This window comes from Hydrogenophaga crassostreae (assembly GCF_001761385.1).
Classification (GTDB): Bacteria; Pseudomonadota; Gammaproteobacteria; order Burkholderiales; family Burkholderiaceae_C; genus Hydrogenophaga; species Hydrogenophaga crassostreae.
In genome coordinates, this window is the sequence record NZ_CP017476.1 from 2,456,845 (window position 1) to 2,471,340 (window position 14,496).

A 14,496-nucleotide genomic window follows, 5' to 3' on the forward strand; every position below is an offset into this window, starting at 1 on the left:
AAGAAGCCCGATCCCTTGCGGTTCGGGCTTCTTCTTTCTGGAAATGCGACTTTTCTCAATTGCGCTCTGAATGGCTCAAAATCCTCCTCACAATTATGAAATTCAGGAGGAAGCGTTGAGTCCAGAACAAGCACTGGAGGCATATCTGTTTCATTTGCGACATGAACGTGGTTTGTCAGCCAGCACACAAATTGCAGCCGCTCAGGTGCAACGCACTTGGGAGTCTTGGCTGCTGAAGAATGGCCATCGAAGAAACTGGATGCAGGCCACTCCCCAGGACCTACAAGGATTTTTGCAATCGCGGAGTCATCTCTCGGACCAAACCACCGGCGTTGCCGCATGGCATCTGCGAGGGCTGTATAGCTGGCTTCAACGTGAGGGGCACGCGCTAGCCAATCTGGCGCTATCGATGGAGACCCAGAGTCGATCTCCCCGCAGCACCCGTGTTCGATATATACCCACTCCACATGAAATTCACACACTGCTTCAGCTTCCAGACCAGACATCGGTCAGAGGGATACAGGATCGCTTGATGCTGGAGATGCTATACGCGACGGGTGTCCGAGCCATGGAGTTGTTGTCAATGGAGACCCGTGGCGTATGGCCCAGAGAGCGGAGGGCATCAGTGCAAGGGAAGGGTGGTAAAGAACGCTTGGTGGTGATGAATGACAACGCAGCAAAGTGGCTGCAGTTGTACCTCAGAAGCGTGCATCCAATGTTGATTCGTCGTCGCCGCTTCGAGCGCCTCCCGGCCAAAGGAGACAAGTACTTGTTCCCTTCGATCAAGACCGAAGGGGCAATGACGTATAGCGTGTTGAGGCGACGGGTCAAAAAATACGCAATTGAAGCCGGGATTCCCCTTTTGACGGCGCACGGCCTTAGGCACGCGTTTGCGACCCATCTGTACCAAGGTGGAGCCGACCTCAGAAGCATTCAGCTTTTGCTCGGACACGAGCATTTGTCCACGACAACCATCTACACCCATACACTCACCCAGCATTTGAAGGATCTTGTGGAAAGGCACCACCCGAGAGGGAGCAAATATAGACAGACTTCTGCCTAGGGCTTGTTGATCGCACTCAAAATCCAAGCTCCGGTGGCCGCAATGCAGCAATTGCCGTCTGTCGCGGCCAGGAGCTGGGTTCACGGTGCCTGGCACGAAGCCGTCATCGGTTTACCTGGAAGAGCGGCAGCATCGATGACCGGTATCGAGGGGCTACAGTCATCCAGCTTGGCAGGCCGCAGGTACCCCTTCAGTTCGCGGTCGAAAGTCAGCTGCTGGAAGGGTTGATCTCACTTTGTGGACCCTGAGCCGCCATTTGGCGGCTCAGGCGCACAGATGGAAAGTAGACTGACAATGTTTTCCCTACGCGGGTCCCTTTCAGATGTCGCAACCTCAGCGCCAAGTTCGAAACTTGCCATCGATGATGGTCAATGGCCCAGGATTTTCGGTACGCACCACTTCAATGGACGTGTCGGGGTTGTCGGGCTGCGCTGAATGTGGATAGTCGAAATGAAAAAGACAGCGTGGGCAAGCAATGCAATACTGCCTGTATGTTCGACTCTGGATTCGGTGCAGTTGCATTGCTGCCGCTCTACTTGGGCCTTTTCGGCTTCATTGAGCCGTGTTCGATCGGTTCGACACTGCTGATGGTGAAATAGATGGAGGGGCAGTCCGGACGGGACAAGATCGTCCAGATGTTGACCTTCGCCGGCACCCGGGCGATCTTCATCGGTGCGCTTGGTGCCGTCGCGTCTGGCGTCGGAGCGGCGTTTCTCGGTTTCCAGAAGAGCGCCTGGTTGATCTTGGGCCTGCTCTATCTCGCGCTGGGCGTTGTCTATCTCAGCGGTCGGGCAGGGCTTCTGATGCGAGGGTTCGGACCCACTCTGAATCGACTCCGTAGCACGCGCGGTGCGGCGGTACTTGGCCTGCTTTTTGGGTTGAGCATTCCGGCGTGCGCGGCGCCATTGATTTTGGCCTTGCTGGGATTTGTTGTCGCCGATGGAACCAGCGCAATGAATCCGGTCGCAGGGTTTTTGTTGCTCGCCACTTTTGGACTGGCTTTGTCGCTGCCGCTGGTGGTTGCTGTCTTCTTTGTGCCGGCGCGCTCTCTGCTCGACCGCCTGGCGGCGCTGTCGGTCAGGATGCCCCGATGGACTGGGGCGCTTTTTGTCCTGCTGGGCCTTTGGTCCATCTGGTTCGGCCTGTTCGTGTCCATTTCGGCGTAGCGACGGCCAACGAAGCGCATTCATCCCTTGACCTTGCCATCGGGGCAAGGTGTATGTTCTTTGTTATGTCTCTGCCTCAACCGCCTCTCCGAAGTCAAGCTTCAAAGCGATTGGACCTCTTGCTCGCTCAATCCATCAAGCTGGCGATCGAGCAGCGCCTACCTGAAGTCAGTGAAGCGATTCTTTGTGCCCTGGAGGCACACGCCAAAACGACTGCGGATACGACCCAAGTCGATGCGGCCTATCTACGGGCAACGCGAGCAATCCGGCGCGGCGACCGTTGAAGCAGGAGACCTCTCTACTACACGGAAGTGGCCATGGCTGAAGTCATTCTTGAATCGATTCTCACCTGCCCCGATTGCGGCATGACCAATTTGATGACCATGCCGACCGAGGCTTGCCAGTTTTTCTATGAATGCGAGCACTGCAAGGCGCTGCTTCGGCCCACGGCAGGGAATTGCTGCGTATTCTGCTCGTTTGGCTCGGTTGAATGCCCGCCCAAACAAGAGCGCAAGGCGTTTTGCAGGTAGAGATGGGGCGGCATCCTGCAATCTATTTCGACGTCGATCACCATATGACCGGGGCAGCCAGCCCGACCTGCCTTAAAGCTGCCTTCCTGCAGCACTCGCAACTGGCCGACAGTGGTCGCTCAGCCAGGCATCTCCGAATGTCGGCAATCGTTTAGGCTTGTTCAACACCCGCCCTTCGTCCTGGCGCATCGTGTCGTGAGTGAGGCTCGCGGGCAGGTGTTGAACAAGCCTAAACGATTGCTGCCGGATAGTGGTCGCACCGTGACAGCACGGTCTGTGTCCGGAAGCAGTCGTCCGAAGGATACGGGACCTCGCATGCCCTAAGTCCGGTTTCATTTGCACGGCCGATTTTTTGGGCATTCCCCTGCGCAATTTCATCACCGACGTCCTTTGCCCTTCATTGCGAGAAGTTGCTCTCAAGCCATCACGCCCGCCCGGCCTCCGACAGCTGAAGTTCGGTAGGACCCGTACGCAGACGTCTAAATGAGGTGCGTTCTTCGGGCTTAGATGCCGGAAATCGCGGTGCATTTTATGGGCGAAGCCAGCCTCAAACTACACGGCCAAAAAATGGGGTCTAATATGCGGAATTCATGCGCTCATTCTTTGTATTTTTGCTTTGTTTCGTTTTGGCCTTTCAGGCAAGCGCGAGCGCGCACGCCGTTCCAGCCCCTTGCCCTATGGATCAACAAGGTATGCCAATGGCTTTGGTCATTGAAGCTGGGCTGGGTGCTGGGGATTGTTACAACGATGCTGAGACGGTGGACAAGACCGGCAAGCTCTGCAAAGTAGACACACCCTGCAGTTCCGGGAACGTTTGCGTTCTTTTCACGCAACACGCATACATTCCCACCACACAGATATCAGGCCCTTTGCCCGTAGCAACTGCACTGATTGCTGCGGTCGATCCCTCGGTCGTCTGGCGCCCCCCACTTAGCTAACCCCATGTAATCGCGATGTGGCTACTGACCATTTTGGTCGGCAGTTCTTTGCCCGTGCTCAAACAGCAGCGCGGGAACTCATCACTCATGGAGTTTGCAAGTGCATTCAATTTTTCCCCTGGGGGCTAGCAGGCCCCCCATTCGCTTCGCCTGTCGACAATGGCATTGCGGTTTCAGAATCTGCTCAGTTGCTACTCTCTCGCTTTGTGTCGCCAGTTTTTCGGCAGCACAAACGCCCTCAGCCGTGCTGACCTTTGACGTTGCAATGGATGCAGCGCTGGCACGATCCGAGACAATAAAGTCCCAGGATGCTGCGACCCGTGCAGCCCGTGAAATGGCTGTTTCCGCTGGTCGCCGGCCCGACCCAGTGCTGCGCTTGTCATTGAACAACCTGCCCATCGAAGGGCCTATGCGCTACAGCCTGACGGGTGAACGCATGACGATGCGTTCTGTCGAAATCATGCAGTCTTTCACAGGAAGCGAAAAACGCCAAGCTCGCAGCTTGCGATACGAGCGGGAGGCGGAGTTCGCATCGTCAACGCGCTCCATGCAGGGGTCCAAGTTGCTCGCCCAAACCGCTCGTGCTTGGTTCGATCGCTACTTTCAAGAGCAAATGTTGGAGCTGTTGCAGCTGCAACGTGAAGAAGCTGATCGGGTGAAAGAAGCGGTTGAGTCTGCCTATCGAAGCGGGCGCAGCAGTCAGGCGGATGTGTTGATTGCCCATACCGCTATCGCTCGAATTGATGACCGATTGCACGAGGCTCGTGCCGATTTCTCCAACGCCAACGCGCTCTTGCGACGATGGGTTGGAGATGTGGCTTCACAACCACTCGGACTCCTACCCAAAATCGACCGTACCCGCCTGGTCGAATCCCAACTGAACGATGACCTCGACCGACACCCCGACATTGCTGTAATGAATGCGCGCGAGCGTGTGGCGTTGGCCGATGTTGAGATTGCTAAACAGGAAAGAAGTGCCGATTGGAGTTGGTCTCTGATGTACAGCAAACGGGGCAACCAGTACGGCGACATGGTGTCCCTGGGGGCCTCCATTCCTTTGCAATGGGATCAAGCCCGAAAACAAGACCGCGAACTGGTAGCCAGATTGGAACGGGTTGAACAGGTGCGGTCCGAACGGGAAGAGATGCGTCGCGAACGACTCTTTGAGGTGCAACGCTTGCTCGCTAGTTGGCGCAGCGGCCTCTCCCGATTGGCGGACTACGACAAGACCTTGATTCCGTTGGCGAGCGAGCGCGTCCAAGCCTTAGAAGCTGCGTTCCGGGGAGGCAAAGCGCCTCTGGCTGCAATTTTCGACGCCCAGCGCATGGTCGTCGACACCCAGTTGGAGCGCCTACGCATTCAAAAACAGGCAGCGGCTTGGTGGGCCGATCTTGAATACTTGATTCCTCAAAACCAGAGTGGCCACGGCCCAACGGCCAGTGCGCCAAACCAACCCACTCAAGAGCAAAAACCATGAACAAGAAAAATTTGTCGATCTCCCTGCTTGCTGCTTGCGTGCTTGGTGCAAGCGGTTTCGGACTGTACCAACTGGGTCTAAAGAGTGGAATGACGAACGCGCCGAAGGCCGTGGCTACCAATTCCACAGATTTACCTGCGGCGGCATCCGTCGACCCCTCGACTTGGGGAATACCTGAAGGCGAAACGGCCACACGCCGCCATATCGAGGCCGGCATCAAAGGAGGCGATGTCGATCCAGTCACGGGTCGAAGCATCCTGTATTACCACGACCCGATGGTGCCCGGGAAAAAGTTCGAGGCACCTGGTAAATCCCCCTTCATGGACATGATGTTGGTGCCCGCATACGCAGGAGCGCAGGGCTCCGACAACGGCACCATCTCGGTCAGCCCACGTATTCAGCAGAACCTGGGATTGCGCACCGGCGAAGTCGTCTTTGGCCAGCTTGCATCCGAAATTTCAGCGGTGGGCACGGTGGCCTGGAATGAGCGGGGTCAATTCGCGGTGCAGGCGCGCACTACCGGCTTTATAGAAAAACTGCACGTGCGTGCGGTGCTGGATCATGTCCGCAAAGGTCAGGCGCTGCTGGACATCTATGTGCCAGATTGGGTGGCCGTGCAGGAGGACTACCTGACGGCCAGGCGCTTGCAGGGGCGAGGCTTAGAAAACCTGGCCGAAGGCGCCCGGCAGCGCATGCGACAGGCTGGCATGAGTGAAGCACAGATCGCCTTGGTCGAACGCACCGGGCAAGTACAAGCCCGCATGACACTGGTTGCACCAGCCAGTGGAGTCGTTACGGAGCTGATGGCCCGAGAGGGCGGCACGGCAATGATGGGCACATCGCTCTTGCGCATCAACGACCTCTCCACAGTGTGGGTGCAGGCAGAAGTACCAGAGAGCCAGACGGGACGGGTTGCCGTAGGCGCACAGGTTGAGGCACAAACTCCTGCCTTGCCGGGAGAGTTGTTCCTCGGTCAGGTGCAAGCTTTGTTGCCCGAGGTGAATCCGGCGACTCGCACGCGCAAGGCGCGCATGGCCTTGGCCAACCCCAAGGGCATGCTCGTGCCCGGCATGTTCATGCAAATGCAACTATCTGGTGGGCAAGTGCCCCCCACCTTGTTGGTGCCCTCCGAGGCACTTGTGCGCACTGGCAAGCGTACGCTTGTCATGGTTGTGGAAGATGGGGCATTTCGCCCGATCGAGGTACAGATTGGTCACGAACAGGGGGGGCAAACTGAAGTTTTGACGGGCCTCAGCATGGGTCAAAAAATTGTGTTGTCTGGGCAGTTCCTTATCGACTCCGAAGCCAACCTGAAAGGCGTGGAAACGCGCTTGTCTTCGACCAATGAGCAGGGACCGACGAGCGCTGCACCGCAGACCTACCGAACGAATGCGCTGGTGGAAGCTGTCACCGGTGAAATGCTCACGTTGACGCATCCGGAAATCCCCGCATTAAAGTGGCCGAGCATGACCATGGACTTCAAGTTGTCCCCGGACGTTGCCTCGCCAAAGCCTTCTGCAGGCAGCGAGATCGATGTCGAATTCCGCATGCAGGAGGGCGAAGCACCGCAAATCATCCAATGGCGGGCTCGCCAAAGCAAGGTAAAGGGGGCCAAACAATGATTGCCCATCTGATCCGTTGGTCAATAGCCAACCGCTTTCTGATTTTGATCGCTACCGTGCTGCTGGCGGCTTGGGGTGTGGTGTCTGTGGCTCGCACGCCGCTTGATGCCTTACCCGACCTGTCGGATACCCAGGTGATCATCCGAACCTCTTGGCCTGGGCAAGCACCACAACTGGTCGAGAACCAGGTGACCTATCCAATGACCACCACCATGCTCTCGGTGCCGGGAGCGCGGGTGGTGCGGGGCTATTCGTTTTTTGGTGACAGCTATGTTTACGTGCTGTTCAAGGACGGAACGGACCTCTACTGGGCGCGCTCAAGGGTGTTGGAATACCTTAACCAGGTGCAGTCACGCCTGCCCGCAGGAGCCACCTCGGCGCTCGGGCCGGATGCGACCGGAGTTGGCTGGGTTTTTCAATACGCTCTGACTGACAAGTCCGGCAAGCTGGACCTGTCCCAGTTGCGCAGCTTGCAAGACTGGTTTTTAAAGTTTGAGCTAAAGACCGTGCCCGGTGTCGCTGAAGTAGCCACTATCGGTGGCATGGTGCGGCAGTACCAGGTGGTTCTCGATCCTGACAAGCTGGCCGCATATCGCATTCCCCACAAGAAAGTGATCGAAGCGATTCGGCTCGCCAACCAGGAGGTAGGCGGCTCGGTGCTGGAAATGGGTGAGGCCGAATTCATGGTGCGTGCCTCTGGCTATTTGCAAACTCTCGATGATTTTCGGGCAATTCCACTCATGACCACCGAGGCTGGTGTGTCTGTATTGCTGGGCGATGTGGGCCACATACAGATTGGGCCAGAGATGAGGCGTGGCATAGGTGAGTTAGACGGTGAAGGTGAAGCCGTGGGCGGCGTCATCGTCATGCGTTCTGGCGAGAATGCGCTGACCACCATCGAAGCGGTCAAAGCCAAGCTCGTTACTTTGAAAGCTAGCTTGCCGCCAGGCGTAGAGATCGTACCAACCTACGATCGATCAAGACTCATTGAGAGTGCCATCGAGAACCTCAGCCACAAACTTATCGAAGAGTTTGCCGTTGTGGCCGTGGTTTGCGCTCTGTTCTTGTTTCACCTGCGCTCGGCTCTGGTGGCTATCGTCTCCTTGCCGTTGGGCATTCTGGCGGCATTCATCGTCATGCACTGGCAGGGAGTTAACGCCAACATCATGTCGTTGGGCGGCATTGCTATTGCCATCGGCGCGATGGTTGACGCCGCAGTGGTGATGATCGAGAACGCGCACAAGCACCTGGAGGAGTGGAACCACGAACATCCGGGGCAGCAATTGCAAGGCGAAACCCGCTGGCGGGTGATCGGCGATGCCGCCGCCGAGGTTGGTCCAGCGTTGTTCTTTTCGTTGCTCATCATCACCCTTTCCTTCGTGCCGATCTTCACGTTGGAGGCCCAGGAAGGCAAACTGTTTTCGCCGTTGGCCTTCACCAAAACCTATGCGATGGCGGCCAGCGCTGGTCTTTCGGTGACGCTTATTCCAGTGTTGATGGGGTATTTGATCCGTGGCCGCATCCCGGACGAACAAAAGAACCCGCTAAACCGTTGGCTGATCGCAATCTACCGCCCTTCGCTGGAGGTCGTGCTGCGCTTTCCCAAGGCCACCATCGCTGCAGCAGTGGTGTTTCTTGTTGCCAGCTTGTGGCCTCTGCAGCACCTGGGCAGCGAATTCATGCCGCCGCTCGACGAAGGCGACCTGCTGTATATGCCAACCGCACTGCCAGGCCTGTCGGCAGGCAAGGCAGCGCAGTTGCTGCAGCAGACCGACCGCCTGATCAAGGCGGTGCCTGAGGTTGCCACGGTCTACGGCAAAGCGGGCAGAGCCGCGACCGCGACCGATCCCGCACCACTGGTGATGTTCGAGACAACCATTCAGTTCAAACCCAAGAGCGAGTGGCGAGCTGGCATGACGCCAGAGAAGATCGTTGAGGAGCTGGACAAGACGGTACGCGTACCGGGATTGACAAACATCTGGATTCCACCAATACGAAATCGCCTCGACATGCTGGCTACCGGTATCAAAAGCCCGGTCGGAGTCAAGGTTTTGGGCAGTGATTTGGCTGTGATCAACCGGCTCACTGGCGAGATTGAACAGGCGGTCAAGCAGGTGCCTGGTGTGACCAGCGCCTTTGCCGAGCGCTTGACGGGCGGACGCTATGTGAACGTGGATATCAAGCGGGAACGAGCGGCTCGATATGGGCTCAACATGTCGGACGTGCAATCGGTGGTGGCCAGCGCAGTGGGCGGTATGAACGTTGGCGAGACCATTGAAGGCCTGCAGCGCTATCCGATCAATGTGCGGTATCCACGCGAGGTGCGGGATTCGCTGGACCGTCTACGTGATTTGCCCATCGTGACACCGCGAGGGCAACAGCTTGTTCTGGGTGACGTGGCGGACCTTCGTGTTGAAGACGGGCCGCCTATGCTGCGCAGTGAAAACGCCCGCCTGGCGGGGTTCGTCTACGTCGACCTGCGAGGACGCGACTTGGGTACAGCAGTGCGTGAGATGCAAAAGGTGGTGGTTGAACAGGTGAAACTACCCCCCGGGTATTCGGTGTCTTGGTCCGGGCAGTTCGAGTTTCTCGAACGCGCCACTGCCAAGCTCAAACTGGTGGTGCCTTTCACGCTGCTCATCATCTTTCTGCTTCTGTACCTGACTTTCAAGCAGTTCGATGAGGCCCTGCTGCTGATGGCAACGCTGCCCTTTGCCTTGGTTGGTGGTATTTGGCTTCTATATGGTCTGAATTACAACCTATCGGTGGCGGGCGTCGTGGGCTTCATCGCGCTCGCGGGCGTAGCGGCTGAATTTGGCGTGATCATGCTGCTTTACTTAAAGCAGGCTTGGATGGCTCGCATCGACCAGAACCAAACAAGCGAAGCCGATCTCCTGGACGCCATCCGCGAAGGGGCAGTGCAACGCGTGCGCCCGAAGGCAATGACAGTGGCGGTGATTTTGGCCGGCCTGCTGCCCATCATGTGGGGGGTTGGCACTGGAAGCGAAGTGATGCAACGCATTGCTGCTCCCATGGTGGGGGGAATGATCTCCGCGCCGTTGTTGTCGATGTTTGTGATCCCGGCTGTTTATTACCTGATGCGCCGGCCTCGGCGAAAGTCGCGCACACAAACGCTCACCATATTGGCTCACGGCGACGAGCATTGATGAGGACGCGGTCCCTGGCTAAGCCAGGGACCGCGTCCTCCTTGCTCTCACATCGTAGGTGGATGGACGGGTTCTACCAGAACCCCGATCCAGGCTTGCGGTTCTCATGGTGGGTATTTCATGATTTGTTGGTTTTGTCGAACGAAGTCGAGGTCGCGCCTTTGACACGAACCTGTTTAAGGGAATCGCCCTTGGTTTGCCAATTGAGCCAGATCGCCAGCACGAGGACAGCGATGAACGCTACTGCTGGAACAAGCGCCAGACCCCAGCCAAGTCGGCGGCGCGCCTGCGCAGCGTGTCCAGGTCCAGGCGCCGACATATCCCGTTTCACCGGGGTCTGAAAGCCTCGCACCCGACGTTGATCCTGTTGCTCTTCTGTTCGACCCCACAGCCGCACCAGCAGCAATGCGGCGACCAAGCCCATCATGCTCGCCAGGATCCAGATCACCAGACCGCCCAACAATTCGTCTTCCAGAGGCGTGACACCCCACCATCGGCCAAGCTTGTCATATGCCGCGTAGGTCACCGTGCCCTTGAAGGTGATCAACGCGCCAAGCGGAATGTTGGCAAAAATGGCTGCGCTCGCCATGCCGAGCCGCGCCGGAAACGTTGCGCCCCAGGGCGCTGGACGCGGGTCGAATACGGTCCAAAAAAACAGCAACCCAGAGGCCAGCATAGTCACGTGCATCAGGTAATGCCAGCCCGAAAGCAGCAGCGCCTGGTTGTGAACCTCTGGTATCTGCCAGAAGTACAGCGCGCCAATATAGAGCGCGGTGCTAACGAGCGGTCTGGCAAGCAGCGCAAATGCGGCTCGAACGGTTCGGCTGCTCATCAAGGGTACGAGGACCGACCGTCTCAGCGACGTAGGCAATCCGGCGATCAGGGGTCCGGACGGGACGGCCAGCATCAGCAGCATTGGCGCAAGGCCGCGCAGCAAAAGGTGCTGGACCTGGTGCACCGCAAACAGGTGTTCGGCGATCACGTCAAGGGGTGTGATCAGAGCCAGCCCGATGCAGGCGAGGCCTGCGTAGAACGCCACTTCGCGGCCACGATGGGATCCGTCACGTTTGAAACGAAGGCTCTTGATGCCGCGTTGGTACACGAAGGCTGCAAGCGCAATCGCCACAACGGCGTCAAGGCTGAAAGGCCAGGGCAACGGCCACGCAGGCGGCGATGCTGAATCCCCGTGGGCCAGGGCGGCCGATGAAATCAGCAGCATCGACACGCCCCCTATTGGGGCAGCAATCCTCGCCATTGAACGCGTCGGATTCATAGTGGAGCCTTGCCTGGGCGCCGCCAGCCACGCCAAAGCCATAGGTAGGTAGCCAGCAAAACCGCATAGTTCAAACCCATGAACCATGGCGTGTTCCAGGCGATACCGTCGAAACCCTGGCGGGTGATGGGCCACAGGATCGGCGACGGGTAGTAGTCCGCTGAATGCGTGAACAGGTCGATCAGCACATGCGACCACCAGCCGAGCAACGGAATCCAGAGTTGCCTGCGCCATGCCCATAAGAGCAAGGTGATCGCGCCGAGAACGATGGCGCTGTGGGTGACGCAATGCAGGTTGTGCGAAAGAAAATCGATCAACGCCGGCACGGCCGGTTCCTGGCCGGGGGTTGCGTAGGCATAACTCTGCACGGTCGACGCGGTACCAGCGCCGAAGGCTGACCAGCCGACGATTGGCAGCAAATGCGGCACGTCAGGTGCGACAGCCAGCGAGACTGTTAGCGCCGCCGTTCGCCTTGACACCGGCCATCGCCGATGCGCCAGCGCCAATCCCGCTCCCGCCCACAAGGCATGTGCAAAAACATCCATAGGGTCATTTCTCCAAGTGTGAGGATTGAGGTTCTGCTACCCGGTCAAGGGAGCGCAAAAACTGCTCGGGTGGCTCGTAGCCAATGACGCGGATCGTCTGTTCCTGTCCGTCGCGGTCGAAGAAGATGATTCCCGGCGGTCCAAACAAAGAAAAGCGCCGCAACAAGGCTTGATCTTCGGCGTTGTTGGCCGTCACATCGGCGCGAAGAACCAGCGTGTCTTTCAGCCTCGCTTGCACTCGGGGGTCGCTGAAAGTGAACTGGTCCATCTCCTTGCACGACACACACCACTCGGCCCAAAAGTCGAGCATCACGGTGCGACCACGGGCATTCTGCAGCCGCGCGTCCAGATCGGCCACGCTGAGCACCCGATCAAACTTCAATTCCCGCGTCTCGACGCGTTCGGTGCCACGCAACCCGGCAAGCGGCTGCAGGATTTCCCGGTGCCCCGAAAGGGCCCCCAGCAGCATTGCCGCGCCCATCAGCAAGGCGAGAACGCCGATGCCTTTGAACAGCCGTCGGTGCCCAGGTGCATCCGCCGGCAGCGGGTCAAGCGCATGCAGGTACATCGCCGGCACGATCAGCAATGCCGCCCACAGCAGTTGCTGAGCGACCACAGGAATCACCGGCGATATCAGGTAAATGGCAGTTGCCAGCATCGTGACGCCGAAGACCCGCTTGATGGATTCGGTCCAGGCTCCCGCCTTGGGCAGCAGCGAGCCGGTTGTGGCACCCACGACCATCAGGGGTATGCCCATGCCGATGGCCATTGCGAACAGGGCCGTACCACCGAGCACGACATCGTGGGTCTGGCCGATGTAGAGCAAAGCACCTGCCAGAGGTGCGGCCACGCAGGGACCGACGATCACAGCAGACAGCACGCCCATCAGGAACGCGCCAATTACCTTGCCACCCTTGATCCGGCCGCTGGCGATCGCCAACCTCGTCTGCAGCGCCGTGGGCAGCTGCAATTCGTAGAGACCGAACATTGATAAGGCCAGCACGACGAAGATTACCGCGAACGAACCGAGCACCCAGGCGTTTTGCAGGTAGGCCGACAACAGGGTTCCTGCAAGCCCGGCCGCGACGCCGGCCAGCGCATAGGTCAAGGCCATGGCCAACACGTAGACCGCCGAGAGCCCTACCGCATGGCGCCTCGTCAGCTTGTTGCCGTGACCGGCCAGGATGCCCGTCAGGATCGGAATCATGGGTAGCATGCACGGCGTAAAAGCGAGCAGAAAACCGAAGCCGAAAAATGCCGCCACCAGGGCCCAGCGGCTCTGATTGGCAAACAGCAGGCGCACCGTATCCAGATCCGATGACGGTGCGGTTGTTGCGCCCTTACTTGCATTCACCGCTGGCTCGGGAGGCGAGGGGCCAGACACTGATGCGGCCAAAAGCGACACATTGACGGTTTTCTCAATCGGCGGATAACACACGCCCAACGGCTCATTGCAGCCTTGGTAGGAGGCGAGCAGTTCGACGCTCTCCTTCTGGTCACCAGAACTGCGCAGCTTGATGACGGCGTCGAATGCCTGGTGATAAACCTGCACACTACCGAAGGTGGGGTCGGCCTTGGGTTCACCCTGTGGCAATGCCACGTCCGAGATCGAAATGGTCGTCGGCTTGACGATGGTGAAACTGATACGGTCGCGGTACATGTAGTAGTCCGCAGCAGGTGTCAAGGTGGCGATCAAGGTATTCGCATCCTTGGCATTGACAGCGATCTTGAATGCCAGATCCGGCGGCAACAATTCCTCCGACTTGTCTGACTTGCTGATCTTGTCGATCCAACTTCGGACTGCGTTCAAAGGACCAGGCGACTCCGAGGCTCTCACCGATGGGGACACAGTGCTCGGCGCTACGCTGGCATTCTGTGCCAGCGCGATAGCTGGCGTACCCAGCAGCACCAGCCAAGCGAGCCAGCGCAACGGGCGGAAAAGTACGTGGAAGTGCGCGCTCATTTCCCAACCTTGTTCTTCGGCTGGCTGTTCATAGGACTCCGAGCGGCCGCCTTCTGCAAGGCCTGTTCAAGCTTGGCACGAGGCAAGGCCCCAACCAGCCGACTTCCGTCGGACAGGATCGTGGTCGGCGTGCCATTGATACGGTGGCGCGCCGCAAGTGCGGCAATGTCAGCGATCGGAGTGGCGCAATCGGCAGGGCCTGCCGGCACGGTGCCGTTGTGCATGATCTCTTCCCAAGCCGTGGCGCGATCTGGCGCGCACCAGACGGCGCGCGACTTGGCCGCCGCCTGCGGATGCAGCTGGTCGATCGGGTAGAGAAAAACATGGATGGTCAGGTTGTCGACACTGCGCAGGGTCTCCTCAAGGGCCTTGCAATATGGGCAATCGGGGTCCTCGAAGATCGCGATACGGCGCTCCCCATTGCCTTTGACAAGTGTGATCGACCAGTCGAGATTGAGGCTGTCAAAAGGAATCGCGTTGAGCTTATCGAGCCGCGCATCGGTGAGATTTCGGTCCGCGGCGACGTCGAACAAAGGTCCACCAAGGATGAAGCGGCCATCTTCGGTGACATAAAAGACCTGCCCTGCCACAGCGGCCTCGACGACTCCTGATACCGGTGTTTTCTGGATGTCCTGGACGGGTTTGCCCGGAAAGACCTTCTGCAAGGTGGCACGCACGGCGGCGTCATCAGCATGCACCGCAGATGCCAGGCTCGCTGCGAACATCAGAGTAAGCCATATCCGTTTCATGAT

General features: G+C 58.4%; 10 protein-coding genes. 6 read left to right on the forward strand and 4 right to left on the reverse strand.

All coding sequences use genetic code 11. The annotated features are described in order from the left end of the window. Positions 1 to 70 precede the first annotated feature (70 nt). From LPB072_RS23145 to LPB072_RS11360, 6 genes are all read left to right on the forward strand, one after another. Positions 71 to 1,063 (forward strand): tyrosine-type recombinase/integrase, encoded by a 993-nt coding sequence (locus tag LPB072_RS23145; RefSeq protein ID WP_082876876.1) that lies wholly within the window; start codon positions 71 to 73, stop codon positions 1,061 to 1,063. A 635-nt stretch (positions 1,064 to 1,698) separates the two neighbouring features. Next, positions 1,699 to 2,229, forward strand: a complete 531-nt coding sequence (locus LPB072_RS11335; protein WP_197508947.1) for a hypothetical protein — start codon at positions 1,699 to 1,701, stop codon at positions 2,227 to 2,229. 317 nt (positions 2,230 to 2,546) lie between these two features. Beyond that, positions 2,547 to 2,759 (forward strand): GDCCVxC domain-containing (seleno)protein, encoded by a 213-nt coding sequence (locus LPB072_RS23890; RefSeq protein WP_066089643.1) that lies wholly within the window; start codon positions 2,547 to 2,549, stop codon positions 2,757 to 2,759. 1,182 nt (positions 2,760 to 3,941) lie between these two features. Beyond that, positions 3,942 to 5,174 carry a TolC family protein gene (locus LPB072_RS11350; protein ID WP_157559291.1) on the forward strand — a complete coding sequence of 411 codons (1,233 nt, stop codon included), beginning with the start codon at positions 3,942 to 3,944 and terminating at the stop codon, positions 5,172 to 5,174. Then, positions 5,171 to 6,796 (forward strand): efflux RND transporter periplasmic adaptor subunit, encoded by a 1,626-nt coding sequence (locus LPB072_RS11355; protein ID WP_066089648.1) that lies wholly within the window; start codon positions 5,171 to 5,173, stop codon positions 6,794 to 6,796. Before LPB072_RS11350 ends, LPB072_RS11355 begins: the two co-directional genes overlap by 4 nt. After that, positions 6,793 to 9,963: an efflux RND transporter permease subunit gene (locus LPB072_RS11360; RefSeq protein ID WP_066089651.1), complete on the forward strand. Its 3,171-nt coding sequence runs from the start codon at positions 6,793 to 6,795 to the stop codon at positions 9,961 to 9,963. The genes LPB072_RS11355 and LPB072_RS11360 overlap by 4 nt, the downstream gene beginning before the upstream one ends. Before the next feature lie 118 nt (positions 9,964 to 10,081). Here the strand turns inward: LPB072_RS11360 and LPB072_RS11365 are convergent, their stop codons facing one another. Genes LPB072_RS11365 through LPB072_RS11380 form a run of 4 tightly spaced genes read right to left on the reverse strand, consistent with a single transcriptional unit; the run spans position 10,082 to position 14,493 of the window. After that, positions 10,082 to 11,323: a cytochrome c oxidase assembly protein gene (locus tag LPB072_RS11365; protein ID WP_082876877.1), complete on the reverse strand. Its 1,242-nt coding sequence runs from the start codon at positions 11,321 to 11,323 to the stop codon at positions 10,082 to 10,084. After that, complete coding sequence (locus LPB072_RS11370) at positions 11,233 to 11,781, reverse strand: metal-dependent hydrolase (protein WP_066089658.1); 549 nt, start codon at positions 11,779 to 11,781, stop codon at positions 11,233 to 11,235. Before LPB072_RS11370 ends, LPB072_RS11365 begins: the two co-directional genes overlap by 91 nt. Positions 11,782 to 11,785: 4 nt before the next feature. Continuing rightward, a complete protein-coding gene (gene dsbD / locus LPB072_RS11375) occupies positions 11,786 to 13,744 on the reverse strand; it encodes a protein-disulfide reductase DsbD (protein WP_066089661.1) in 1,959 nt (652 codons plus the stop codon). Then, positions 13,741 to 14,493, reverse strand: coding sequence for a DsbC family protein (locus LPB072_RS11380; RefSeq protein ID WP_066089664.1), 753 nt, complete (start codon positions 14,491 to 14,493; stop codon positions 13,741 to 13,743). The genes dsbD and LPB072_RS11380 overlap by 4 nt, the downstream gene beginning before the upstream one ends. Positions 14,494 to 14,496 lie beyond the last annotated feature (3 nt).

Excerpts from the sequence above, each read along its gene's own strand:
- LPB072_RS23145 (WP_082876876.1), top strand. The coding sequence starts at position 71 with ATGGCTCAAAATCCTCCTCACAATTATGAAATTCAGGAGGAAGCGTTG.
- LPB072_RS11335 (WP_197508947.1), top strand. The coding sequence starts at position 1,699 with ATGTTGACCTTCGCCGGCACCCGGGCGATCTTCATCGGTGCGCTTGGT.
- LPB072_RS23890 (WP_066089643.1), top strand. The coding sequence starts at position 2,547 with ATGGCTGAAGTCATTCTTGAATCGATTCTCACCTGCCCCGATTGCGGC.
- LPB072_RS11355 (WP_066089648.1), top strand. The coding sequence starts at position 5,171 with ATGAACAAGAAAAATTTGTCGATCTCCCTGCTTGCTGCTTGCGTGCTT.
- LPB072_RS11360 (WP_066089651.1), top strand. The coding sequence starts at position 6,793 with ATGATTGCCCATCTGATCCGTTGGTCAATAGCCAACCGCTTTCTGATT.
- LPB072_RS11365 (WP_082876877.1), bottom strand. The coding sequence starts at position 11,323 with ATGGTTCATGGGTTTGAACTATGCGGTTTTGCTGGCTACCTACCTATG.
- LPB072_RS11370 (WP_066089658.1), bottom strand. The coding sequence starts at position 11,781 with ATGGATGTTTTTGCACATGCCTTGTGGGCGGGAGCGGGATTGGCGCTG.
- dsbD (WP_066089661.1), bottom strand. The coding sequence starts at position 13,744 with ATGAGCGCGCACTTCCACGTACTTTTCCGCCCGTTGCGCTGGCTCGCT.
- LPB072_RS11380 (WP_066089664.1), bottom strand. The coding sequence starts at position 14,493 with ATGAAACGGATATGGCTTACTCTGATGTTCGCAGCGAGCCTGGCATCT.